We start from the raw sequence: 24,012 nt of genomic DNA, 5'->3' as shown, positions 1-24,012 counted from the left end.
GCCGGGCCGGCTCGCTTGCTTTCACGGGGAATCCGAATGTTCGTTACGCCCGCTTACGCCCAGGCTGCTGCCGCCGGCGGCGACGCCAACAGCATGATCATGTCGCTGCTGCCGTTCGCGCTGATCTTTGTCATCATGTATTTCCTGATCCTGCGCCCGCAGCAGAAGAAGGTCAAAGAGCACGCCGAGATGGTGAAGAACATTCGCCGCGGCGACACCATCATCACCTCGGGTGGTCTGGTCGGCAAGGTCACCAAGGTGATCGATGATGATACCGTCGAGTTCGAGCTTGCAGACGGGATTCGCGCACGCCAGATGCGCCAGATGATCACCGGCGTCCGCAGCAAGGGCGAGCCGGTCAAGGATGCTCCCGAAGCCAATGGCAAGGCCAAGGGCAAGAAGGACAAGGACGCTCCGGCCAAGACCGAGGGCGACAAGACCGAGCCGGCGAAGGACGACACTGCGTCGAGCTGATGCTTGGACGCGCCGCCTCTTTCGGTTTCTGACGGGACAACTCGATGCTTTATATCTCACGGTGGAAGGCGCTGGCGATCATCCTGACGGCGCTGGCAGTGTGCCTTTGCGCCGTTCCCAATTTCTTCCCCGAGAGCACCGTCAAGAGCTGGCCGAAATGGGCGCAGCGACATCTGGTGCTCGGCCTCGACCTGCAGGGTGGCTCGCACATCCTGCTCGAGGTCGACGCCAATTCGGTGAAGAAGGACAAGCTCGATTCGGTTCGCGACGACGCCCGCCGGGTGCTGCGCGAAGCCCGGATCGCCTATACGGGTCTCGCGACCAAGGGTGACTCGGTCGAGGTCCGGATCAGCAAGGACACGGATGTTCCGGCCGCGCTCGCCAAGCTGCGTGAGCTGTCGCAGCCACTCGGCGGTCTGCTCGGCTCGAATGGCCAGCGTAGCCTCGAAGTCTCCGACGCTGGCGGCGGCCTGATCCGCCTGACGGTGCCGCAGGCCGCGATCGCCGACCGTGTCCGTCAGTCGGTCGATCAGTCGATTCAGATCGTCGAACGCCGCGTCAACGAACTCGGTACCGTCGAGCCGTTGATCCAGCGCCAGGGCGCCGACCGCATTCTGGTCCAGGTGCCCGGTCTGCAGGATCCGACCCGGCTGAAGGAGCTGCTCGGCAAGACCGCCAAGCTCGACTTCCGCATGGTGGACAGCTCGGTGTCGGGCGACCAGGCGATGGGTGGCAACGTCCCGCCGGATTCCGAATTGCTGATGAGCGCGTCGTCGCCGAAGCAGCCTTACGTGATCAAGAAGCAGGTGCTGGTGTCGGGCGCCGATCTTACCGACGCGCAGCCCGGCTTCGACCAGCGCACCGGCGAGCCGATCGTCTCGTTCCGCTTCAACACCAACGGCGCCCGCAAATTCGCCCGCGCCACCACCGAGAACGTCGGCCTGCCGTTCGCCATCGTGCTCGACAACGAGGTGATTTCTGCTCCGGTGATCCGCGAGCCGATCACCGGCGGCTCCGGTCAGATCTCCGGCAGCTTCACGGTGCAGGGCGCCAACGACCTGGCGATCCTGCTGCGCGCCGGCGCGCTGCCGGCGCCGCTGACCATCATCGAAGAACGCACCGTCGGTCCGGGCCTTGGCCAGGACTCGATCGAGAAGGGCGAACGCGCCGCCTATGTCGGCTCGATCCTCGTCATCGTGTTCATGCTGCTGACCTACCGGCTGTTCGGCGTGTTCGCCAACCTCGCGGTGGCGGTCAACGTCGCGATGATCTTCGGCATTCTGTCGTTGCTCAACGCCACCCTGACGCTGCCTGGCATCGCCGGCATCGTGCTCACGGTCGGCATCGCGGTCGACAGTAACGTGCTGATCTACGAGCGCATCCGCGAGGAGATTCGCGCAGGCCGAAACGCGATCTCGGCGATCGACGCCGGCTTCAAACGCGCGCTGGCGACGATTCTCGACTCCAACATCACCACCTTCATCGCCGCCGCCGTGCTGTTCTATATCGGCACCGGTCCGGTGCGCGGTTTCGCGGTGACGCTTGGTATCGGCATCATCACCACGGTGTTTACCGCCTTCACTTTGACCCGACTGATCGTCGCGACCTGGGTGCGCTGGAAGCGGCCGCACCACGTGCCGATCTGACGCATCGAATCCGAGAGAGCCACACGTGACACACTGGATTTTGGTCGGGCTGGGCGTTCTGATTGCGGTGCTGACGGTCGTCAGCATCTTCGGCTGGCTGCCGTCGCTGCGCATCGTTCCCGACAACACCCACTTCGACTTCACCCGCTTCCGCCGCATCAGCTTCCCGATCTCGGCGGTGCTGTCGATCGCCGCGATCACGCTGTTCTTCACCCACGGGCTGAATTTCGGCATCGACTTCCGCGGCGGCACGCTGCTCGAAGTCCGCGCTCATTCCGGTGCGGCCGATATCGCGGGCATGCGCGACACGCTGAGCAAGCTCAACCTCGGCGATGTGCAGCTGCAGCAGTTCGGCGGTCCGGCCGAAGTGCTGATCCGTATCGCCGAGCAGCCCGGTGGCGACCAAGCCCAGCAGGCGGCTGTGCAGAAGGTGCGCGCCGCGCTCGGCGACTCGGTCGACTATCGCCGCGTCGAAGTGGTCGGCCCGCGCGTCTCGAGCGAGCTGCTCGCGTTCGGCATGCTCGGCCTGATGGTCGCGATCCTGGGCATCCTGGTCTATCTCTGGTTCCGGTTCGAATGGCAGTTCGCACTCGGCGCAATGATCGCCAACGTGCACGATATCGTGCTGACGATCGGCTTCATGTCGATCAGTCAGGTCGACTTCGACCTGACCTCGATCGCGGCGCTGCTGACCATTCTCGGCTACTCGCTGAACGACACCGTCGTGATCTACGATCGTATCCGCGAGATGCTGCGGCGCTACAAAAAGATGCCGATGCCGCAGCTGCTCAACGAGTCGATCAACTCGACGCTGTCGCGCTCGATCATCACCCACGTCACCGTGACGCTGGCTCTGCTCGCGCTGCTGCTGTTCGGCGGCCATGCGATCCACTCGTTCACGGCGGTGATGATGTTCGGCGTGGTGCTGGTCGGCACCTACACCTCGATCTTCATCGCGGCACCGATCCTGATCTATCTCGGCGTCGGCACCCATCGGCTCGACGAGCCGGCTGAGAAGCCGGCGAAGCCCGAGCCGGTCGCGCCGCCCGCGGCTGAAGAGGTTCCGGCGCGGTTTGTCGATCCGGAGCCGACCGCACCGGCCGCCAAGCCGGCCAAGGCCGGTAAGCCGAAGAAGCGGTAAGTCAGGCGGGCAGGGCTGCTGGCAAGAGGCAGCCCCGGCCGGCTTGTTTGAACCGTTGCCGTGCCACCGCATTGACGCGCTGTCGCCGCTCGCTGCCGAGCGGCGCAAACCTGTAGGGTGCCGCCGCATGACGCCAACGCTCGACGCAGGACGCTAGCTCGTGGCGCAGCGCTCCGAGTTTCCGCACTTTCCCCGCATGGCCGCGGTCGACGCCTACGGCAAAGGCGGGTTCTATTTCGCCGACATGTCGCATCAGGGATCGCTGCTGTTTCTGCCCGATGCGGTGTGGGGCTGGGACGTGACCAAGCCGGAGCAGATCGACCGCTACAGTCTGCAGCGCGTGTTCGATAACGCCAACGCGATCGACACGCTGATCGTCGGTACCGGCGCCGATGTCTGGATCGCGCCGCGGCAGCTGCGTGAGGCGCTGCGCAGCGTCAACGTCGTGCTCGACACAATGCAGACCGGTCCGGCGATCCGCACCTACAACATCATGATCGGCGAGCGGCGGCGGGTCGCCGCTGCGCTGATCGCGGTACCATGAGCAAGACGGCCGACACCGGCGCTGCTGCGTTCTGCGCCAATTTGGTGCGCGAGGCCGACTTCGACCGCTATGCGGCGACGCTGTTCGTCCCACCCGAGAAACGCCGGTCGCTGCTGGCGCTCGCTGCCTTCAATGCCGAGATCGTGCGGGTTCGCAGTCAGGTCAGCCAGCCGCTGCCCGGCGAGGTCCGCCTGCAGTGGTGGACGGATCTGCTTGCCGGGTCGGCACATGGCGGCGCCGAGGGTAATCCGGTCGCGGCCGAGCTGACCCGGGCGATCGCCGAGCACGGGCTACGGATCGAACCGCTGACGCGGCTGATCGAGGCGCACATCTTCGATCTCTATAACGACCCGATGCCGGACTGGACGGTACTCGAGCCGCATCTGGTGGAGACCGATGGGACGCTTCTCGCGCTCGGCGCCCGCGTTCTTGGCCACACCGGCGCGCAAGCAGAAGCGATCGATCACGTGGCGCGGCACGCCGGAGTTGTGGTCGGAGTCGCGCGCATCGTGGCGCGGCTGCCTTATGATTCCGCGCGTCGTCAGCTGTATCTGCCGAACGATGTGCTGCAGCGGCACGGCTGCGACTTGGAGCAGGTGTTCGGCGGCCAATCGGCCCCCGCGCTGAAATCCGCGCTCGCCGATGTCATTGCGGACGCCCGCAAGCATCTCGATCAGGCGCTGCAGGAGCTGACCGAGCTGCCGGCTTCAGTACGCCCCGCCTTCCTGCCGCTGGCGCTTGCGCGCCGCGATCTCGACCGGCTGGCGTCCCCGGAACGCGATCCGTTCACGCCGTTCGATCGCTCGCGCCTAGCGACGTTGTGGACGCTGTGGCGAGCGAGCCGGAGCAAGCTGTTTCGTATGTAACGGGACCTCTCCGCGTCATTGCGAGGAGCGAAGCGACGAAGCAATCCAGCGCTGTGCATGAAGCTCTGGATTGCTTCGCTCCGCTCGCAATGATGGAGAAGGCTTGTGCGCCTTCAGACAGCGACGCGCGACGAACGACTACGCCGCCTTCGGCAGCTTCAGATGCGCGGCGATCCAGCCGTCGATGTCGGCGAGGGCGCGGGCGCTGAGGGCCTGCTTCTTGGCGACCGACTTCTCCGGACCGCGCAGGCGCTTGCCGTCCGGGCCTTTGGTCGGCGGGTTGGCGAGCGGCGGGAAAAGGCCGAAGTTGATGTTCATCGGCTGAAACGAGCGCGGGCCGGCATCGATGGTTTCGATGTGGCCGCCGGTGATGTGGCCGAGCAGGGCGCCAAGCGCTGTGGTCGGCGGCGGCGGAGCCAGCGGCGCTCCGAGCACATCGGCTGCTGCGGCCAGGCCAGCGAAAAGCCCGACGCTAGCGGATTCGACGTAGCCCTCGCAGCCGGTCATCTGCCCGGCGAACCGCAGCCGGGGCGCCGCGTGAAGCCGGAGGCTTTCGTCGAGCAGTTTCGGCGAGTTCAGAAACGTGTTGCGGTGCAGGCCGCCAAGCCTTGCAAACTCAGCGTTTTCGAGCCCCGGGATGGTACGGAAAACACGCAGTTGCGCGCCGTGCTTCAACTTGGTTTGGAAGCCAACCATGTTGTACAGCGTGCCCAGCTTGTTGTCCTGCCGGAGCTGCACGATGGCGTAGGGCTTGACCGTCGGGTTGTGCGGGTTGGTCAGGCCGACCGGCTTCATCGGCCCGTGCCGCAGCGTCTCGCGGCCGCGCTCGGCCATCACTTCGATCGGCAGGCAGCCGTCGAAATATGGCGTGTCCTTTTCCCAATCCTTGAAGTCGACCTTCTCGCCCTCGATCAGCGCGTCGACGAAGGCGTCGTACTGCTCGCGCGTCATCGGGCAATTCAGATAGTCGGCGCCGGTGCCGCCGGGGCCGACCTTGTCGTAGCGGGACTGGAACCACGCCACCGACATATCGATCGAGTCGCGGTGCACGATCGGCGCGATCGCATCGAAGAACGCCAGCGCAGTCTCGTCGGTGAGGCTGCGGATGGCGTCGGCGAGCGGCGCCGAGGTCAGCGGGCCGGTCGCGACCACAACGCTGGCCCATTCCTCCGGCGGCAGGCCATCGATCTCTTCGCGGCAGATCTCGATCAGCGGATGCTCCGCCAGCGCCTTGGTGACCGCGGCCGAAAAGCCATCGCGGTCGACCGCCAGCGCGCCTCCAGCTGGCACCTGGTTGGCGTCGGCCGCCTGCATGATCAACGAGCCGAGCTTACGCATCTCGGCATGCAGCAGCCCGACCGCGTTGTTGGCGGCATCGTCGGAGCGGAACGAGTTCGAGCACACCAGCTCGGCCAGACCATCGGTCTTGTGGGCCTCAGTGGTACGGACGGGCCGCATCTCATGCAGCACCACACGCACACCTGCGCGGGCGATTTGCCACGCGGCTTCCGAGCCGGCGAGGCCGGCGCCGATGATGTGAACGACGGGTGAGGCGGAGGGGGTGCTGCTGGTCATCGGCTACAGCTAGCTTGTTTCGGTCGCGGGGCAAATCCCGTTTGCGACGCTGCGGAACTGCCCGACTCTTCTCCACAAACGACAACGCCCGCCAGGAGGCGGGCGTTGGCCGTAGAAGGCAGAAACAGGCGGTCGGGTCAGCCGTTGTAGTGACCCGAAGCGACGCGCGGGATGTCCGAACGGTCAAGTCCGATGTCGGCCAGTTCGCGATCGCTAAGCTGGGACAGCTCAGCGACGTTGCGCTGGTAGTCCCGGAACGCGCGGATCGCGCGGATGAGCGAAAGCAGCATGGGATGGTCTCCTTGTCCACGATTCAGTTCTTCGGAAGAACCGAAGCGTCGAAAGGAATATAGGCGACGAGTCGGGAATCCAGCAGCGTAAATGCTGCACCGCAGCTAATCCGTGGATGCATACCATCGGGAAGGAATGATTAACCCTTCTGCGCTGGCTCGGCCTCCGAGATCTGCTCGCAGCTTGGGGCGGGGGACCTGCTGACCTCGCGCCTCGGGGCCTTCCGAGCTGAAATATAGTGCATTTTCAGCGCAATCTAACCCTGCTCTCCGCCGCTTGAGACTTTCCACCGGAAATCTAGTGCCGGTCAGCTCCGCCGTCCGAGTTAAGACGTTCGGACAATTCGGTCCGCTCCCATGCACTATACGCATAAATACGGAGGTCGTGAATGAGTATTCATGGCGAATCGATGGATTTGATCTGCCGCAATGCACAAAACGGCCGCCGACCTCTGAGAACGATCGGCGGCCGAGGTGGGGAGCTTGCCGATGAGTCGGCTCAGGTCCCGTTGCGCTTCCATTGCAGCAGGTTGGCCGGGAAATCAGCTGCCGACCGCTTGAGCGGGCTGGGCGGCGGCAATCGCGGCGGATTGGGGTTCGGTTCGACCGCCTTGCGATACAGATGCCAGGTGGCATGGCCGAGCAGCGGGATCACCACCGCGAGCCCGAGGAAGGCCGGCACCGAGCCCGCCACCAGCAGAAGCGCGACGATGGCGCCCCAGGCGGCGATCGGCAGCGGGTTGACCGCGACCACCCGGAGCGAGGTGGCCATGGCGTCGCCGATCCCGGCATGCCGGTCCAGCATCATCGGGAACGCCACCACGCTGAGGCACAGCGCCGCCAGTGCGAACAGGAAGCCGACGCCGCAGCCGACCAGGATCAGGCTCCACCCCTCCGGCGTGCTCAACACGCGCCGGGCGAAGTCGGGGATCGCAGCCGCCGGGGCATAGCCGAACAGCGCGACGTAGATTGCCTGCGCCGCCGCGAGCCACACCAGAAACAGTGCCAGCAGGATCGCGCCGAAGCCGAGCATTGCGCCGAGCGATGGTGACCGCAGCACCGCCAAGGCATCCGATGCGAACGCCGGTTCGCCAAGCTCGCGGCGCCGGCTCAGCTCATACAGACCGAGCGCGGCGAACGGGCCGAGCAGCGCGAAGCCGGCAGCGAGCGGGAACAGCAGCGGCAGCACCGCGTAGCCTTGCACCAGCCGCGCCAGTACCAGGCCCAGCACCGGATAGATCAGCACCAGCATCACGGCGTGGCTCGGCACCGCCTTGAAGTCCTCCCAGCCTTGCCGGAGCGCGGCGCCGAGATCGGCAAAGCCGATGCGGTGGACTGCGGGGGTGGCCTCGTCCGCAGCGATGGCGGACGGAGCAGAAGAATAGGTCGTAGCCATGCGTAGCGTCCTCCCATGTTCGACAGTGGTGATCACCGGCCGTTACGCCATGACGGCGGGCCGGGCGCTTCTTGCGCGGAGACGAACGATCAGAAGGAGCCAGACGCGAGAGCAACGAACGAACTGGTCCTGTGACCCGAGCTTGCCGCGACCTGTGAAGGTATCCTAACGCCGCTTATCAGCAGTCGTTGCTCAAGCTTTGGTGAGCTTTCGATGCTGCAGTGCGACGAGATTTTGGTCACTACACGTTTGCTCAATTCTGCTGGTACGCTCTGCAGTGATCCGCGCGCGGAACCCAGATGGCGTCAGCGCTGTTGATGCGGACGATGCGTGGCATCGCAACAGGGGGAGACAGCATGAGCATTTTCGGGAAGATCATGAGCGCGATTTTCGGCGACAGCGCCGCTGCGGCGCCAGGTGGCGCAGCCGCGCCCGCGCCGGCACCGGCAACGACCGCTGGCGCCGGCACCGCGCCGGCGCCGACTGCACCGCAGCCGACGGCCGCACCGTCGGTCGACGTCGCACCGATCCTCGACAAGGCCGTCAAAGCCAAAGGCGAGAAGCTGGAATGGCGGACTTCGATCGTCGATCTGATGAAGGCGCTCGATATCGACTCCAGCCTGTCGGCCCGCAAGGAGCTCGCCAAGGAGCTCGGCTATAGCGGCGACATGAATGACTCGGCGTCGATGAACATCTGGCTGCACAAGCAGGTGATGAGCCGGCTGGTCGCCAACGGCGGCAAGCTGCCGCCCGAGATCAAGCACTGATCCCACACGGCATCTTGGATGGTGAGCCGTGCCGCTCGCTTGCGGCACGGCGTGGCCGCGCCGGTTGCTTTACGACTCGAAGATTCGAAACACAGCGCTGGTGGTCACCAGCAGCTTGTCGCCGGCGAGTGCTTCGGCGTCGATGAAGGCGAGGCTGCGCGACAGCTTCTTCATGGTGGTGCGGCCGGTGATCCAGCCGCCCGGCTCGATGGTGGCGATGAAGCGGCTGTCGAGCGACACCGTCGCGCAGCGCCGCTGCCCTGCGAGCACGACCGAGAATCCCAGAATGGTGTCGAGGAAGCCGAGCAGCGCACCGCCGTGCAGCACGCCGTTGGGATTGCCGTGGCGATCGTCGCTGAGGAAGCCGAACTCCGGCTGGCTGTCGCCGCTCTGCCGCCAGTAATACGGGCCGTTGGTGCCGATATAGCCGTCCTGAACGGCGAACGGTTGAAAGCCCGGCGGCGGTGACACAGTCATTGGCGGCTCCTGCGCGGAGCGCGGCCGCAGGAGGTCACAGGATGAACCGGCGGGCCGCGCGCGGTGGAACCGATGCCACAGCGCGCGGCGGCGGGCAATCGCCGGACCGTCGCAAACGGTCCGGCCAAGTCGTCACGCGGTGAGGTCGGCGTATTCCGGGTGAGCGTCGAGATAGTCGGCGACGAAGCCGCAGCCGGCGCTGACCTTGGCACCTTCGGCACGGATCAGATCGAGCGCGCCGCGCACCAGATTGGAGGCGATGCCGCGGCCGCGCAGCGGCGGCGGAGTCTCGGTGTGGGTGATGACGACGCGGCCGCCGGTGCGGCGATAATTCGCGAATGCAATCTCGCCATGGGCGTCGAGTTCGAAGCGGTTCAGCGCCTTGTTGTCGCGCACGCTGGCCGCGGCTGTGGTCCCGCTCATAGCGTCTCCTCGTGTTCAATGTCCGGCGCGCGGCAGGAGCCGTGTGCCGTTGGCTGTCAAGGTGATGCCGGCCCCGTTGAAGTCAAGGGGACGGCGAGGTGGCAAGCGCGGCGTCGTTGCGACGCAGGCCACGATGGATGGTGTGGAGGGTAAGGCCACACCGCGCTGCGCCGCGCAACCCGGACAATCCCGGAGGCGACGGCGTTCAGCTGCGTGCGTCACCGCACCAGGATCGTCATGGCGCGGAGCTGCAACGCCGGCAGCTTCGATTAGTTCTTCAGCGACGCCTCGAGCATCTGCCGCACCGACCACGCCTGATCGTCGACACTGCCGCGGATGTCGTCGATCCGCCATGATGTGCCGTCGCGCACCAGCTCGTAACGGATCACGCCGTCGGCGGCGACCTTGCGCGACTGACTGCCGATCAGCGCCACGGCCAGCGTCGCGCGGGCATCGTCCTGGCTCTCGGTCTTGATGACGAACGATTTGATGTCCGGGTCCTGCGAATTGCTCACCGGATCGAAATCGATCGGCCCGATCTCGCCTTGTGGCACCTTGGCCTCGGCCTTGGTCCACAGCGCGGCCAGAGACTTCGACAGATACTTGCCGCGCTCCTTGGCGTTGTTGACGAAGGCGCCGCCGGCATTGTCCTTGGCGGCCGCCTTGTAGAGCCGCGTCAGCAGGGCCGCGGGATCGGCCGTGGCCGGTTTGGCTGCAGACGCCGCGGCTGGCTGGGCCGGCGCCTGCGCAAGCGCGGCAGCGGGCAGGGCGACGGCGGCGGCGAGGCAGGCGAGTGAAGCGAAGGCGGAGCGGCGGATGAGCATGGCGGATCCTGTCGGCAGCGAGGATCGCGGCACCGGCTCAGTCGCGGCCCTCATCCGGAATATTCAGCACGGTGCCGCACGCCTTGCAATGCACCGCATCGGAATCGTGGCGCTGCAGCCCGCACACCGGGCAGGGGAAGCGCACCTTGTTCGGACTGATCAGTGCCCGCGCCAGATTGAAGAACAGCGTGACGCCGAAGATCATGATCACCACGCTGATCATCCGCCCCAGCGTGCCGGGCAGGGTGATGTCGCCGAACCCGGTCGTGGTCAGCGCGGTGACGGTGAAGTACAGTGCGTCCGCGTAGTTGGCGATCTGCGGATTGCTGAAACGTTGGGTCTCGAACACGATCGCCGTCATCACGAAGATGAACACCGCCAGCCGCGCCACTGCGATCACCACCTCCTCGTGGTGACGGAAGAAGGCGCTGTCGCTGCGCAGCCGGGTCAGCATCTGATAGTCCTGGAACGCGCGCAGCGTGCGCAGGATCCGCAGGAAGCCCGCGCCCTCTCCGGGCAGCGGCGCCAGAAACGAGCCGATCGCCACCAGGTCGGTCCAGGTCGCGAGCCGCCCGAATTCCCGCATCGGCCTGCGGCTGGCATAGAGCCGCGCCAGGAAGTCAACCAGGATCAGCACGCCGAATCCGGTATCGAGCGCCTCGACGATCGGATTGGGCGGCAGAAACGACGTGCCGACGATGAACAGGATGGTGACGACGTCGAACGCCAGCAGGCCGTAGCGGAACGCCACCCCACGCGGCGTCGCGCCGTCATACAGCCGCCGAACGGCGAGTCGGACATCGTGCAGCGTCATGACCGATTATTGGCCTGGGAGGGGCAGCGGAGGCAATGGGGCGGAGTGGCCAACGGATCGGCGACGGCCAATTACACTGCGCGCAGGATGAGGACGGACAGCTCTACTTCCCGCAATTCCAGATCGGCCCGATCGGCGTCTGCGTCCAGCACGGCCCGAAGCTGCCGCCGTTGTAACGCCCGCGATAGAAGCCGGCGCGGCCGAGATAGCGCCACTCACCGCTCCAGGGACCGTTCCAGCGATAATAGTCCGGCGTCGGATCGATGTACCATGGCCGCTTCGGCCGCAGCAGCGCGCGCTGCGCCGGCGACAGCTTCTGCATGTACAGCGGCACAGCATTGTTCGGCGGCTGCACATAGCCGGGCAGGAAGCCATACCCCTGCGCCCGCTTGGCGTGCTTCTTGTGCGAAGCGGCCGAACTGGCGGCGGGGAGCAGGGCGAGGGCGACGATAAGGGTGAGGGAGGTGAGGCGGGGCATGGGCCGGAGCTTAGAGCAGGTGTAGTGGCAAGGGCGACTCAAAGATCGAACACGAAGGCGGACCACACCCGTAGCGCCCGGGAGCCTAGCGTTATGGCCAAGGTCAAAGTTCGGGGCGTCGCTTCGTTCGTGTTGACCAACGCTACGCCGAGCAGAACCCAAGTTTGCGATAATTCATGATCCCTCGCCACAAATCTTTCAGCCGCTCATCGATCAGATCTTCCGGCTTAGAGCGCAGATATGAGAAGAGGCTATGATCTTCGTGTGGCACAAGCCCAGTATGGCAGGTGTGACAGAGAGTGATCAAATTCGCAGGGTCGGTAACACCACCATTTTCCCAAGGTCTGATGTGGTGGACATGGAGCACGAGATCTAAATGATCGTCGGGATTACGACCGCATATACGGCATCTGCGCCTATCCCGCTTAAGGACCTGCATTCGGACTTTTGGAGTTGGCGCGCGTCGGAAGGCTGTCTTTGGAAGAAGGTTCAAAGAGGCGAAGCCGGCCTCGCCGTGAGGAACAACGGCTTCGGCGGCAAGAAGTCTTTGAAATACGGATCGCCCCAGGTTCTCCTCGACGATGGCGTTTCCTCCGCCAAGTAGAAAGAGCTCTATTTCTTCCAGAGTGTGGATGACCGCATACGGTTGGTTGAGATGTTGCCATAGTTCAACGAATTTCGGATACACCAACCGCGCTTGCCGCAGTTCCTCGCGTCGCTCTAAATTGGCCCATCCCGCCCATTGGGATTGTGTGCCGAAGATGATGCGACCATCGTCTTCAGCGGTGATTGTGATTGCGTAATACAAGCAATCAGTCCTAGGTGTGGCGAGTTGTGTTAGGCGCTGATCCAGATCACCCAGCATTTGATCAGCCTTGAACATCGCATATTCGCTCCACTGCTTTGATCAATCAGTCCGTCGTCGGCGTCAATTCAAACACAAGTCCATATTTTGCGGCTTCGACCAAGTCGCCGCGTCGCAGGGCCTCGCGGACGTTTTCTAACTTTCCTACCTCCGCAGGCGGCAAGTACGGAGACCATGCGGTATGATCATCGATCAACTCGACCTGAATCTCGGCGCAGTAACGACCTTCGTGGATGAACTCTTTCGACAAACGGGTCACCGTCGCCTCCGATGAATGAAATTTGCGACCCATCGATATTATTCCGCCGCCTCGTCCGCCTTCCGCTTCCGCACCGGCCCCTTCTTCTCCAGTACCGGCTTCAGGAACTTGCCCGTGTAGCTGCGCGGCGCTTTGACGATGTCTTCCGGCGGGCCCCAGGCGACGATTTCGCCGCCGCCGTCGCCGCCTTCGGGGCCGAGGTCGATGACCCAGTCGGCGGTCTTGATGACTTCGAGATTGTGCTCGATCACCACCACCGTGTTGCCCTGCGCCACCAGTTCGTGCAGCACTTCGAGTAGTTTCGCGACGTCATGGAAGTGCAGCCCGGTGGTCGGCTCGTCGAGAATGTAGAGCGTGCGCCCCGTCGCGCGCTTGCTCAGCTCCTTGGCGAGTTTGACGCGCTGGGCTTCGCCGCCGGACAGCGTGGTGGCCTGCTGGCCGACATGGATGTAGTCGAGACCGACGCGCTGCAGCGTCTTGAAGGTTTCGCGGACGCGCGGCACCGCCTTGAAGAACTCGGCGGCTTCTTCGACCGTCATGTCGAGCACGTCGGCGATCGACTTGCCCTTGAACAGCACGTCGAGCGTTTCGCGGTTGTAGCGCTTGCCCTTACAGACGTCGCAGGTGACGTAGACGTCGGGCAAGAAGTGCATCTCGATCTTGATGACGCCGTCGCCCTGGCAGGCTTCGCAGCGGCCGCCCTTGACGTTGAACGAGAACCGGCCGGGCTCATAGCCGCGCGCCTTGGATTCCGGCAGGCCAGCGAACCACTCCCGGATCGGCGTGAACGCGCCGGTGTAGGTCGCGGGGTTCGAGCGCGGGGTGCGGCCGATCGGTGACTGATCGATGTCGATGATCTTGTCGATGTGCTCGAGGCCCTCGATGCGGTCGTGCGGCGCCGGCGGCTCGGACGCGTTGTTCAGCTTGCGGGCGATCGCACGATACAGCGTGTCGATCAGCAGCGTCGACTTGCCGCCGCCGGAGACGCCGGTGACGCAGGTGAACAGGCCGAGCGGGATTTCGGCGGTGACGTTCTTCAGATTGTTGCCGCGAGCATTGACCAGCTTGATGGTGCGCCGATGGTTCGGCGGCCGTCGCTCCGGCACCGGCACGTCAAGTTCGCCGGTGAGATATTTGCCGGTCAGCGACTTCGGATTGCGCATGATCTCGGCGGGCGTGCCCTGCGCAACGATGTGGCCGCCATGGACGCCGGCGCCGGGGCCAATGTCGAGCACGTAATCGGCGAGGCGGATGGCGTCCTCATCGTGCTCGACGACGATGACGGTGTTGCCGAGATCGCGCAGCCGCTTAAGGGTGTCGAGCAGCCGGGCGTTGTCGCGCTGGTGCAGGCCGATCGACGGCTCATCGAGCACGTAGAGTACGCCGGTGAGGCCGCTGCCGATCTGCGAGGCGAGGCGGATGCGCTGGCTTTCGCCGCCGCTCAATGTGCCGGACGAGCGCGACAGCGTCAGGTAGTTGAGGCCGACGTCGAGCAGGAAGCTGAGGCGGTCGCGGATCTCTTTCAGGATGCGGACGGCGATCTCGCTCTGCTGCTTGTTGAGCACGTCCGGCACCTTGGCGAACCAGTCGCCGGCCGCCTTGACCGACAGCTCGGAGACTTCGCCGATGTGCTTGCCGCCGATCTTGACGCACAGCGCCTCTGGCTTGAGGCGATGGCCGTGGCAGGCGTCGCACGGCACGTCGGAGAAATACTTGCCGAGCTCCTCGCGCGCCCATTCGCTCTCGGTCTCGCGGAAGCGGCGCTCGATATTGGTGACGACGCCCTCGAACGGCTTCTTGGTGTCGTAGGAGCGCACGCCGTCTTCGTAGGAGAACTTGATCTCGTCGTCGCCGGAGCCGTGCAGCAGCACGTTCTGGACCTTCTTGGGCAAGTCCTTCCACTTGGTGTCGAGCGTGAACTTGTAGTGCTTGCCGAGCGCGGTCAGCGTCTGCAGGTAGTACGGCGAGGACGACTTCGCCCACGGCGCGATCGCACCCTTGCGCAAGCTGAGCTCCTTGTCGGGCACCACGAGATCGGCGTCGATGTGCTGCTCGATGCCGAGGCCGCCGCATTCCGGGCAGGCGCCGTAGGGGTTGTTGAAGGAAAACAGCCTGGGCTCGATCTCCGGAATGGTGAATCCGGACACCGGGCAGGCGAACTTCTCCGAGAACAGGATGCGCTCGGCACCGCTCTTATCGTGGATCTTTGCGACCTTCTTGTCGGCCTTTTTCTTTTTGCCTTCGACGTCGTCGTGGCCGGGCTCAGCCGCCGGCGGCGCGGCGGGCGCGTCCGCAAACTCGATCACCGCCAGCCCCTCGGCCAGCTTCAGCGCGGTCTCGAAACTTTCGGCGAGGCGCTGGCCGATGTCGGGACGGACCACGATGCGGTCGACCACGACGTCGATATCGTGCGGGAATTTCTTGTCGAGCGTCGGCGCCTCGGCGAGCTCGTGGAACGCGCCGTCGATCTTGACGCGCTGGAAGCCCTTCTTCAGCCAGTCGGCCAGCTCCTTGCGGTACTCGCCCTTGCGGCCCCGCACCACCGGCGCCAGCAGATACAGCCGCGTTCCTTCCGGCATCGCCAGCACGCGGTCGACCATCTGCGACACGGTCTGGCTTTCGATCGGCAGGCCGGTCGCCGGCGAGTAGGGCACGCCGACGCGCGCCCAGAGCAGGCGCATGTAGTCGTAGATCTCGGTGACGGTGCCGACGGTCGAGCGCGGATTCTTCGAGGTGGTCTTCTGTTCGATCGAGATCGCCGGCGACAGGCCGTCGATCTGGTCGACGTCCGGCTTCTGCATCATCTCGAGGAATTGCCGGGCATAGGCCGACAGCGACTCCACGTAGCGGCGCTGGCCCTCGGCATAGATGGTGTCGAACGCCAACGACGATTTGCCGGAGCCGGACAGGCCGGTGAACACCACCAGCTTGTCGCGGGGGATGGTGACGTCGACGTTCTTGAGATTGTGCTCGCGGGCGCCACGAATGGTAATGGCGGTCCGGCTCGAGGCCGCGGGGGTCTGACGCTTGGCCTTGATCACTTCGTCCATGCGGGTGTCCAGACGCGCGACAACGCGCCGGTTGGGGCGCGCGCCGGAGCGTCCGGGGCTGGCGCCGGTTGGGGCTGAGCCTGGAACATAGGAAGAACGCGACGCGATTGCCAGAGGCTGCGGGCGTCCATCAACCGGATTGTTGGCGATAAGGGCGTGGGTGGCTGGGTTCCGCTGAGGCCGAGCCGGGACGATGCTGTCTACGCAATCTGCCGCGGCCGACGCGAAGCTGCTGCATCGATTCGAAAGCAAAAAGGCCGGCGCAAGGCCGGCCTTCCGCAAGCGCGACTGAAATCAGCCGACGCGAAGCTCAGTAGCGCGCTACGATCGGGCCGCCCCAGCGATAGTTGATGCGGGCGGTGACGACGTCGACGTCCTGCTTGATACGGTCGATCGAAGTCGTCGCAAAGGTAATGTCTCGGCTACCCATGAATAGGTGGTCGTACTCGACACCAAAGGTCCATGCTGGTGAGAAGCCGTATTCTAAACCGCCCCCTACCGCTCCTCCCCAACGCGTTTCACTAGCGGTGTCTGTAATCGCACCCGTTCTGTTGCCATAAACGGTGTACTTGTCGCTTGTGACCGCAGCCCCCCCCTTCACATAGAGCAGTGCATTGTTCCACGCGTAGCCCACACGCGCCGTAAAGAGTCCAAAGGCGTCGATCTTAGTATCGTTGGTTGTCCCTGGAACGACGAGCAGACTAACATTTGATCCCTTGAAATCGGCCCAGTTGCCCTGCGCTTCGACGCCGAACACCCACGTCCCCACCTGCCAGTTGTAACCGATCTGTCCGCCGACAGTACCGCCGGAGGCATCGTGGCACCCCTCTCCCAGGTTCGACACGAGCGGCTGCGCAGTGGTGCCTGCGAAATCCCAGCAATTGCGGCTGGTGCCCCAGCCGCCGTTGGCGCCGACGTAGAAGCCGGACCAGTCGTAAGCCGCGGCAACGATCGGCGGTGCCTTGGTGTAAGGACGAGCCGCGAGATCGGCAGCCATCGCCGGCGCAGCGCCTAGCGCGATCAAACCGATAGTCCCCAACAGAAATTTCTTCATCGCAATCCCCCCGGTTCGTCTGTGCTTCACCGGCTCTCGGTCCGCGGTGTCCCCGCCGCAGAGCGAGAAGCGCGAGCGCCCCTCGAAATTCCACGTGACGACCATACACGCAATGCGAGCAACGCGCCGTCGCGGAAATGCAACAGTCGCGAGTGAAATGTGATTCCTAAAACCATGGATAGATCGCCTAAGAGAGGTTGCGCGTAATTGCGGGTCACCGCTGAGACACGGTCGCCGCAGCACGGCAGGCCGGGTGACATGCGGACGCTCTAGCGCGATTGAAATTTGCACTTCACTTTGGAACAAAAATAGAACAAACTGACCGAGATCGTCCCGGTGGATAAATCCCGTCCGACGGGCGTTTTCGTTGGTGGACGTATGGGCGTAGCGGCGGCGACAGCGTAATCGCTTGAGGCTGGGACGGCTCGCGCCAGCTTGGGCGCGACCGCAGCGGCGGAGCAGGACGGCGGGCGGTCGCCGGCCGGTTGCGGAGCCGCTCAGTCAGTATGGTTTTGAGAGGAGACGTCGATGGCGGGTAGCGTGAACAAGGTGATCCTGGTCGGGAATCTCGGTGCCGATCCGGAGATCAAGCGGACCCAGGATGGGCGTCCGATTGCCAACCTGCGGATTGCCACCTCGGAGTCCTGGCGTGATCGCGCCACCGGCGAGCGTAAGGAAAAGACCGAGTGGCACCGTGTCGTGATTTTCAACGAAGGGTTGTGCAAGGTCGCCGAGCAGTACCTGAGAAAAGGCGCGAAGGTTTACATCGAAGGCCAGCTGCAGACACGCAAATGGACCGACCAGAGCGGCGCTGAGCGCTACAGTACCGAGGTTGTGCTACAGAACTTCAACTCGAACCTGACCATGCTCGACGGCCGCAGCGGCGGCGGTGGAGGTGGTGGCGGCTATGGCGACGACAATTCCGGCGGTGATTTCGGCTCCAGTGGCCCGTCGGGTGGTGGCGGCGGACGCCGGCCGATGCCGGTCAGCAGCGGCGGCGGCCGCAGCGACATGGACGACGACATTCCGTTCTAAGTCCACCGTTCTTAGCCATTCCGTTCCGGCCGCGCCGGCGGGAATGGGATACGAGCCGACGGCCGCCGCGCCCCGATCGCGGCGGCCGTCGTCGTTTGTGGACCGAGAGAGACCCGCTCAGCCTGTCAGCAACGCCCAGCCGAGCTGGAATTGGCTGAGGGCGAATAGCGTACCGAACAACCGCTGGTTATAGCGGGCGAGCCAGCGCGGCAGGCAGATATCGAAATTGTCGGCGCGGTCGTCGGTGTAGCGCGCCGCCAGCGTCGTCAGCGGACAGCGCATCCGGTTCAGCACCAGCACCAAAACTTCGCCCCACACGAAGACGCTGAACCACAGCGCGGCCACCAGCTGCCCGAGCCAGACCGTCACAGGGATCGCCAGGATCGAGGACGCAAAGAACGCCCAGATCGCGGTGTGCAGCAGCCGCACGGCGGCGAGGGCGCGCGCGTCGCCTCGCCCGCGGGTGGCTGGTGGCGTCATGGCGAGGCTTCGTCGTCGGGCAGGCGGCTCGCCAGGATCTTGTCGATCCGGCGGTGATCGAGGTCGAGGATTTCGAACCGCCACCCTTGGAAGTCGAACTTGTCGCCGACGGCAGGCAGCGCGCCGAGATGGGCCAGCACCAGGCCGGCGACGGTGTGATAATCGCGCGGCGTCGGCACCAGAATGCCGAGCAGATCGCCGAATTCGTCGACCGGCATCCAACCGGCGATCAGATACGAACCGTCGTCGCGGCGCACTGCCGCCGGCTCCGGCGGACCATCTTCGGAGCTGAACGCGCCGACGATCGATTCCAGAATATCGGCTGTGCTCACCACGCCCTCGAAGCCGCCGAATTCGTCGTACACCAGCCCCATATGCACCGAGGCGTTGCGCAGCATTAGCAGGGCGTCGCGGGCGTCGGCCGAGGCCGGGATTACCGGTGCGTCGCGGACCAGCGCGCGGAAGTCCGGCGTGTCGCCGCGCAGATAGATCTCCAGCACGTCCTTGGCCTGGATGATGCCGATCGGGTCGTCGCGATCGCCGTCGGTCGCAGGCAGCCGCGAATGCGGGCTCTCGACGAAGGCAGCCCGGATGACCTCCGGTGGATCGGACACGTCGATCATGTCGACCTCCGGCCGTGGCGTCATCACCGCGCCGACCGGGCGGTCGCCGAGCCGCATCACGCCGGCGATCATCTGCCGTTCGCCTGGCTCGAGCACGCCGGCGGTCTCAGCCTCCAGCACCAGGCTATGGATCTCCTCTTCGGAGATCTTGTCCTCGGGCTCACCGCTCTGGCCGAGCAGCGCCAACATTGCCTTGCCGGAGACGTCGAGCACCACCACCACCGGCAGCGAAATCTTGGCGAGCAGCGCCATGGCCGGCGCGACCTTCACCGCGACGGCTTCGGGGTCGCGGAGCGCGAGTTGCTTCGGCACCAGCTCGCCGACGATCAGCGTCGCGTAGGTGATCAGCGTCACCACCAGGCCGACGCCGATGATATCGGCGAACGGCACGCCGGTCGCTGCCAGCCAGTCGCTCAGGCGCTGGCCCAGCGTCGCGCCGGAGAACGCGCCGGACGCCACGCCGACCAAGGTGATGCCGATCTGGACGGTCGAGAGAAAACGGCCCGGATCTTCGCTCAGCTTGAGCGCCTGCCGGGCTCCGCGAACGCCGCGCTGCGCCAGGATTGAGAGCCGCGCCGGGCGAGAGGAAACGATCGCCAGTTCGGACATCGACAGCAGACCGTTGACGACGATCAGGACGACAACGATTGCCAATTCCACCGAGAGCATGATGCTCGCGCGACCCCCTGCATTGTTTTCGTGCAAGCATAGATAGGAAGTCGCGGCCGGAATCGGAACCGGGAGGCGTTATTTCGTCGCTTCGGTCGCCTTGGCCTCGTTCCACAGCGCGTCCATCTCGGCGAGCGTGGCGTCGTCGGGCGAGCGGCCCTGGGCCGCCAGCGCCTGCTCGATATAGGCGAAGCGGCGCTCGAATTTGGCGTTGGCGCCGCGCAGCGCGATTTCCGGGTCGGCATTGGCGTGGCGGGCAAGGTTGACCAGCGCGAACAACAGATCGCCGGTCTCTTCGGTAATGTGCGCCTGATCGCCGCGGTCCAGCGCGGCCTCGATCTCGTCGGTCTCCTCGCGGATCTTCGCCAGCACCGCGCGCGGATCGTTCCAGTCGAAGCCGACCTTGGCGGCCTTGCGCTGCAGATCCATCGCCCGCGACAACGCCGGCTGGCCGGATTTGACGCCGGCCAGCACCGAGCTGGATGGCTGCTCGGTGAGGCCACGGCGGGCGGCGCGCTCGGCCTTTTCCTCCGCCTTGATCCGGTCCCAGACACCCTCGACATGCGACGGCGTCAAATTGCCCTCGGCATCGGCAAACACATGCGGATGGCGGCGGATCATCTTGCGGGTGATAGCCTCGACCACGTCGCCAAACGCAAAGGCGCCGCGCTCTTCGGCGATCCGCGCGTGGAACACCACCTGCAACAGCAGGTCACCGAGTTCTTCGCGGAGATCGTCGAGATCGTGGCGGGCGATCGCTTCGGCGACCTCGAACGCTTCCTCGATGGTGTAGGGCGCGATCGTCGCGAAATCCTGCTCGAGGTCCCACGGACAGCCGGTCACCGGGGTCCGGAGCGCAGCCATGATCTCGATCAGGCGGGCGATATCGCGGGAAGGGGTCATGGCGTTGGTCCGGGGCAGGAGGAGGCTTTGTCTCCTATGCCGCAACCGGCGCCGCCATCCCAGCGAAAATCGCGGCATTTGGCGCGCCCGCCGCACGGTGCTACAGCCATGCGCATGACCGACCATTCATCCGACAAGACCGCGCTGGTGCTGTTCTCCGGCGGGCAGGACTCCGCGACCTGTCTGGCCTGGGCGCTGGCGCGCTTCGCCCGCGTCGAGACCATCGGCTTCGATTACGGCCAGCGGCATCTGATCGAATTGGAGTGCCGCGCGCGGCTGCTCGACGGCTTCCGCGCCATCAGCGATGATTGGGCCGCCAAGCTCGGCGACAATCACACCCTGACGATCCCGACGCTCGCACAAATCTCCGACACCGCGCTGACCCGCGACGTCGCGATCGCGATGGGCGCCGATGGCCTGCCGAACACGTTCGTGCCCGGCCGCAATCTGATCTTCCTGAATTTCGCGGCAGCGCTGGCGTATCGGCGCGGCATCACCGACATCGTCGGCGGGATGTGCGAGACTGATTACTCCGGCTATCCGGACTGCCGCAACGATACCATCCAGGCGTTGCAGACGGCGCTGTCGCTCGGTATGGCGCGCGATATCACGCTACACACACCGCTGATGTGGCGCGACAAGGCCGCCACCTGGCAGCTCGCGCAAGAGCTCGGCGGCGATGCGTTGGTCGATCTGATCCGCGAAGACTCGCACACCTGCTATCTCGGCGAGCGTGGGGCACGTCACGATTGGGGCTATGGCTGCGGCGAATGTCCGGCATGCCGGCTGCGCGCCAAGGGCTGGATCGAGTACGCCTCCGGCATCTGATCCGTACTCTTTCGTATCATCGAGCCGCAACGGTGCGCGTGCTAAAGCTGGCGTCTCGACGCTACGGACATGCTCGCCATGCCGCGCTCCTTCGTTTCGATCCGCCGCCGCCAGATTCTCCAAGCGATCGGCGCGGCGCTGACCATGCCTGCTGGGACGGTGCGGCTCGCAGCCGCGCCCGGTAGCGCCGCGGCGGCTCCCAAGCCTGAGAAGCTGGCGCGGCTCAGCGCCTTCTTCGATCATGAAGTTTCGTCCGGAAAGCTGCCGGGTGCCGTGGTGCTGATCCAGCAGCACGGCAAACCAGTGTATCTGCAGTGCTTCGGCTGGCGTACCGCCGCGCGGCGTCACCGGATGACGCCGGATACGATCTTTGCGCTGCATTCGATGACCAAGCCGATCACCAGTGTCGCGGCGATGATGCTGATCGATGAAGGGCGCCTCGGACTGCCGGATCCGCTTTCGAAGTACGTTCCCTCGTTCGCGCACGTGAAGGTCGGGATCGAGACCGTCGAAGACGGCAAGCCGGCGCTGAAGCTGGTCGATCCGGATCGGCCGGTGACGATCGAAGATCTGCTGCGCCACACCTCGGGAATGACTTACGAGTATATCGGCGGCGAACTGATTATGGCGGCGTATCAGCAGGCGAACCTGTTCGCCGGCCGGTTCGACAACGCCCAGTTCGCGGAGCGGATGGCCCGATTGCCGCTGGCGCGCCAGCCCGGCACTCTGTGGCGCTACGGCCATTCGACCGACGTGCTCGGCCGCGTCATCGAGATCGTGTCAGGCGAGCCGCTGTCCGATTTCCTTAAGCACCGGCTGTTCGATCCGCTCGGCATGACCAGCACCAGTTTTGTGCTGCGAACCGAGGCGGAGCAGGAGCGGATGGCCGCGGTATTTCCCACCGATACCGTGCTGGCCGATGCCGAGCGGCAGCGCCGTGCGCATCCGGAATGGCAGTCGGGCGGCGGCGGACTGTTGTCGACCGTCATGGACTACGCGCGGTTCGCCCAGATGCTGCTGGAAGGCGGCGAGCTTGACGGCCGCCGCTATCTGAGCCCTGCGGCGTTCAAGATGATGTCCACCGATCAGATCGGTCCCGGCTCCGGCGTCGAACGCGACTACTTCTATTTTCCCGGTGACGGCTTTGGCTACGGCTACGGTCTCGCCGTGCGGGTCGAGCCGGGTGAGGCCAATCCGCCGGCGCCGGGCTCGATCGGCGAGCTGAAATGGGACAGCGGCAGCGGCACCTATTTCGGCGTCGATCCGTCGCTCGACATGATCTACATCCTGATGCAGCAGACCGAGACTGAACGCGGCCGGGTGGTGCCGATGTTCAAGAAGCTGGTTTACGACGCCTTCGCCGTCAGCGACTGAACCAGCGAGCGGCCGCCCGTATAGGTCGACCAAGCCGACAGCGCCATTCGGCCTTTCAGCGTTAGCGCCTTCTCCAGCACCAGCAGCGGCTGCGGCTCGCAGCCGAGCTGCTTCTTGTAGTCGTAGCCTCCGGCGCCGAGATCGAACTGCTCGATGCCGTTGTCGATCAGCCAACGGATGATCTCGCTCGCGAGCACAATGCCGGGCGATCCGCGGCTCCATTCTGCGCCGGCGTTCCCGAGCCGCACCGTCGTGCAGCTCTGCCGATGCAGCAGGCTGTAGGCGACCGCGACGACGGAGTCGCCGGACTCCATCACCGACAGCATCGCCTGGCCGCGCGAAAACACCTCGCGATAGAACCGTGCATAAGCCGGCCGGTCGAGTACGTAGCGCTTGCCGAGCGCGGCGATGCGCGCGCGTTGAAACTGATCGAGCTTACCGAACAGCTTTGCGGTGTCGTCGCCGGGCGAGGTGATCATCCGAACCCGCACGCCGCCGAGCGCGTCGAGAGTGCGATGGTGCTGGCGCAGCGCCTTGCGGAATTTGCGCGGACGCGACTCGAGATAGTCGTCCCATGAGCGCGGCAGCGTGGTGACGTTGCGCACTGTCGAAGAGGGCGTGGATGCGAGCAGCGCCAGAGGATTGACCTTGCCGCCCGCGGTCAGCGGCAGGTTGCACAGCCGCACCACGTCGACGTCGGGCATCGCCGCCAACGCGGCTGCGAAAGCCGCGGCAGCCGCTTCCGGCGTCGAGGGGGCGGCGGGGCCGAGCAGCGGCACGTTGTAGTCCGACACCGAGAGGTCGGCGAATTCGACCAGCGCTACGCCGCACACCCGGCGGATCACCAGCGGCAGCAGCATCGCGATCTCGTCGCGGAAGCTGTCGCGGACGGTGATCAGCAGGGGCTCGGTGGACGCGGAAGGCCCGAGCAGTCTCAACCAGGCGTTCAACCAGTCGGGAGATTGAAACGGGGTGATCGCCGCGGAAGGGCCGAGCGCCGCGGCACGTTGCAGAAACAGTTCGGAGTCGCACGTCGCTTCGGCGAGATAGCGGCCGGCGGCATTTGCCGCCCACCGCATCGGTCGATCAAAATCGATCTGCGCCATCACCCAACTCGCTGCCGCCGCAGCCTCGCCATACGCGATCTGTCGGCAGGC

25 protein-coding genes are annotated in these 24,012 nt (G+C 65.1%); 9 read left to right on the top strand and 16 right to left on the bottom strand.

Annotated elements, in window-relative coordinates:
- The first annotated feature begins 36 nt into the window (after positions 1 to 36).
- The 5 genes from yajC to RPPS3_RS14550 all read left to right on the top strand — a co-directional run bounded on the left by yajC (position 37) and on the right by RPPS3_RS14550 (position 4,671).
- Positions 37 to 474 carry a preprotein translocase subunit YajC gene (yajC, locus tag RPPS3_RS14570; RefSeq protein WP_107344740.1) on the top strand — a complete coding sequence of 146 codons (438 nt, stop codon included), beginning with the start codon at positions 37 to 39 and terminating at the stop codon, positions 472 to 474.
- A gap of 44 nt (positions 475 to 518) precedes the next feature.
- Positions 519 to 2,120 carry a protein translocase subunit SecD gene (gene secD, locus RPPS3_RS14565; protein ID WP_107344739.1) on the top strand — a complete coding sequence of 534 codons (1,602 nt, stop codon included), beginning with the start codon at positions 519 to 521 and terminating at the stop codon, positions 2,118 to 2,120.
- Between the two features lie 25 nt (positions 2,121 to 2,145).
- The gene (gene secF / locus RPPS3_RS14560) at positions 2,146 to 3,261 is read left to right on the top strand and encodes a protein translocase subunit SecF (protein WP_107344738.1); all 1,116 of its coding nucleotides are present in this window, start codon (positions 2,146 to 2,148) and stop codon (positions 3,259 to 3,261) included.
- Positions 3,262 to 3,421: 160 nt separating this feature from the next.
- Positions 3,422 to 3,805: an Mth938-like domain-containing protein gene (locus RPPS3_RS14555; RefSeq protein ID WP_107344737.1), complete on the top strand. Its 384-nt coding sequence runs from the start codon at positions 3,422 to 3,424 to the stop codon at positions 3,803 to 3,805.
- Positions 3,802 to 4,671 carry a phytoene/squalene synthase family protein gene (locus RPPS3_RS14550; protein WP_107344736.1) on the top strand — a complete coding sequence of 290 codons (870 nt, stop codon included), beginning with the start codon at positions 3,802 to 3,804 and terminating at the stop codon, positions 4,669 to 4,671. The genes RPPS3_RS14555 and RPPS3_RS14550 overlap by 4 nt, the downstream gene beginning before the upstream one ends.
- Positions 4,672 to 4,809: 138 nt before the next feature.
- Here the strand turns inward: RPPS3_RS14550 and trmFO are convergent, their stop codons facing one another.
- The 3 genes from trmFO to RPPS3_RS14535 all read right to left on the bottom strand — a co-directional run bounded on the left by trmFO (position 4,810) and on the right by RPPS3_RS14535 (position 7,932).
- A complete protein-coding gene (gene trmFO, locus RPPS3_RS14545; protein ID WP_107344735.1) occupies positions 4,810 to 6,246 on the bottom strand; it encodes a methylenetetrahydrofolate--tRNA-(uracil(54)-C(5))-methyltransferase (FADH(2)-oxidizing) TrmFO in 1,437 nt (478 codons plus the stop codon).
- A 137-nt stretch (positions 6,247 to 6,383) separates the two neighbouring features.
- Positions 6,384 to 6,536, bottom strand: coding sequence for a DUF1127 domain-containing protein (locus RPPS3_RS14540; protein WP_012496279.1), 153 nt, complete (start codon positions 6,534 to 6,536; stop codon positions 6,384 to 6,386).
- Between the two features lie 499 nt (positions 6,537 to 7,035).
- Positions 7,036 to 7,932, bottom strand: coding sequence for a DUF2189 domain-containing protein (locus tag RPPS3_RS14535; RefSeq protein WP_107344734.1), 897 nt, complete (start codon positions 7,930 to 7,932; stop codon positions 7,036 to 7,038).
- Between the two features lie 356 nt (positions 7,933 to 8,288).
- Here RPPS3_RS14535 and RPPS3_RS14530 point away from each other — a divergent pair, with 356 nt between their 5' ends.
- Complete coding sequence (locus RPPS3_RS14530) at positions 8,289 to 8,699, top strand: DUF3597 domain-containing protein (RefSeq protein ID WP_107344733.1); 411 nt, start codon at positions 8,289 to 8,291, stop codon at positions 8,697 to 8,699.
- Positions 8,700 to 8,768: 69 nt separating this feature from the next.
- On the opposite strand, the gene RPPS3_RS14525 is transcribed toward RPPS3_RS14530, so the two are convergent.
- The 9 genes from RPPS3_RS14525 to RPPS3_RS14485 form a co-directional block, all read right to left on the bottom strand.
- Positions 8,769 to 9,176 (bottom strand): PaaI family thioesterase, encoded by a 408-nt coding sequence (locus RPPS3_RS14525; RefSeq protein WP_107344732.1) that lies wholly within the window; start codon positions 9,174 to 9,176, stop codon positions 8,769 to 8,771.
- A 132-nt stretch (positions 9,177 to 9,308) separates the two neighbouring features.
- The gene (locus RPPS3_RS14520; protein WP_107344731.1) at positions 9,309 to 9,599 is read right to left on the bottom strand and encodes a GNAT family N-acetyltransferase; all 291 of its coding nucleotides are present in this window, start codon (positions 9,597 to 9,599) and stop codon (positions 9,309 to 9,311) included.
- A gap of 269 nt (positions 9,600 to 9,868) precedes the next feature.
- Positions 9,869 to 10,423 (bottom strand): DUF3828 domain-containing protein, encoded by a 555-nt coding sequence (locus RPPS3_RS14515; RefSeq protein WP_107344730.1) that lies wholly within the window; start codon positions 10,421 to 10,423, stop codon positions 9,869 to 9,871.
- A 37-nt stretch (positions 10,424 to 10,460) separates the two neighbouring features.
- Positions 10,461 to 11,237, bottom strand: a complete 777-nt coding sequence (locus RPPS3_RS14510; RefSeq protein WP_107344729.1) for an ion transporter — start codon at positions 11,235 to 11,237, stop codon at positions 10,461 to 10,463.
- A gap of 103 nt (positions 11,238 to 11,340) precedes the next feature.
- Complete coding sequence (locus tag RPPS3_RS14505; protein WP_107344728.1) at positions 11,341 to 11,715, bottom strand: hypothetical protein; 375 nt, start codon at positions 11,713 to 11,715, stop codon at positions 11,341 to 11,343.
- A 142-nt stretch (positions 11,716 to 11,857) separates the two neighbouring features.
- Complete coding sequence (locus RPPS3_RS24645; RefSeq protein WP_199852142.1) at positions 11,858 to 12,598, bottom strand: HNH endonuclease; 741 nt, start codon at positions 12,596 to 12,598, stop codon at positions 11,858 to 11,860.
- A gap of 28 nt (positions 12,599 to 12,626) precedes the next feature.
- Positions 12,627 to 12,872, bottom strand: coding sequence for a hypothetical protein (locus RPPS3_RS14495; RefSeq protein WP_234819958.1), 246 nt, complete (start codon positions 12,870 to 12,872; stop codon positions 12,627 to 12,629).
- Between the two features lie 5 nt (positions 12,873 to 12,877).
- Positions 12,878 to 15,889 (bottom strand): excinuclease ABC subunit UvrA, encoded by a 3,012-nt coding sequence (gene uvrA / locus RPPS3_RS14490; RefSeq protein WP_107344727.1) that lies wholly within the window; start codon positions 15,887 to 15,889, stop codon positions 12,878 to 12,880.
- A gap of 310 nt (positions 15,890 to 16,199) precedes the next feature.
- Entirely contained in the window at positions 16,200 to 16,943 is a 744-nt protein-coding gene (locus RPPS3_RS14485; protein WP_107346608.1) for an outer membrane protein, read from the bottom strand.
- A 528-nt stretch (positions 16,944 to 17,471) separates the two neighbouring features.
- Between RPPS3_RS14485 and RPPS3_RS14480 the strand changes: the two genes are divergently transcribed.
- Entirely contained in the window at positions 17,472 to 17,978 is a 507-nt protein-coding gene (locus RPPS3_RS14480; RefSeq protein ID WP_107344726.1) for a single-stranded DNA-binding protein, read from the top strand.
- A 117-nt stretch (positions 17,979 to 18,095) separates the two neighbouring features.
- Here the strand turns inward: RPPS3_RS14480 and RPPS3_RS14475 are convergent, their stop codons facing one another.
- The 3 genes from RPPS3_RS14475 to mazG all read right to left on the bottom strand — a co-directional run bounded on the left by RPPS3_RS14475 (position 18,096) and on the right by mazG (position 20,653).
- Positions 18,096 to 18,458, bottom strand: a complete 363-nt coding sequence (locus RPPS3_RS14475; RefSeq protein WP_107344725.1) for a hypothetical protein — start codon at positions 18,456 to 18,458, stop codon at positions 18,096 to 18,098.
- On the bottom strand, positions 18,455 to 19,750 hold the full coding sequence (locus tag RPPS3_RS14470) for a hemolysin family protein (protein WP_107344724.1): 1,296 nt from the start codon (positions 19,748 to 19,750) through the stop codon (positions 18,455 to 18,457). Before RPPS3_RS14470 ends, RPPS3_RS14475 begins: the two co-directional genes overlap by 4 nt.
- A gap of 78 nt (positions 19,751 to 19,828) precedes the next feature.
- Positions 19,829 to 20,653, bottom strand: coding sequence for a nucleoside triphosphate pyrophosphohydrolase (gene mazG / locus RPPS3_RS14465; RefSeq protein ID WP_107344723.1), 825 nt, complete (start codon positions 20,651 to 20,653; stop codon positions 19,829 to 19,831).
- 114 nt (positions 20,654 to 20,767) lie between these two features.
- On the opposite strand from mazG, the gene queC reads away from it, so the two are divergent.
- The gene (gene queC / locus RPPS3_RS14460; protein ID WP_107346607.1) at positions 20,768 to 21,481 is read left to right on the top strand and encodes a 7-cyano-7-deazaguanine synthase QueC; all 714 of its coding nucleotides are present in this window, start codon (positions 20,768 to 20,770) and stop codon (positions 21,479 to 21,481) included.
- Positions 21,482 to 21,559: 78 nt separating this feature from the next.
- Positions 21,560 to 22,855 carry a serine hydrolase domain-containing protein gene (locus tag RPPS3_RS14455; protein ID WP_107346606.1) on the top strand — a complete coding sequence of 432 codons (1,296 nt, stop codon included), beginning with the start codon at positions 21,560 to 21,562 and terminating at the stop codon, positions 22,853 to 22,855.
- Here the strand turns inward: RPPS3_RS14455 and RPPS3_RS14450 are convergent.
- Positions 22,828 to 23,961, bottom strand: a complete 1,134-nt coding sequence (locus tag RPPS3_RS14450; protein ID WP_107346605.1) for a GNAT family N-acetyltransferase — start codon at positions 23,959 to 23,961, stop codon at positions 22,828 to 22,830. The two genes, RPPS3_RS14455 and RPPS3_RS14450, sit on opposite strands and share 28 nt — an antisense overlap.
- Positions 23,962 to 24,012 lie beyond the last annotated feature (51 nt).

This window comes from Rhodopseudomonas palustris (assembly GCF_003031265.1).
In the GTDB taxonomy this organism is placed as follows: Bacteria; Pseudomonadota; Alphaproteobacteria; order Rhizobiales; family Xanthobacteraceae; genus Rhodopseudomonas; species Rhodopseudomonas palustris_H.
The sequence above is the reverse complement of the archived record's forward strand: the minus strand, read 5'-3'. Positions and strand labels throughout refer to the sequence as shown.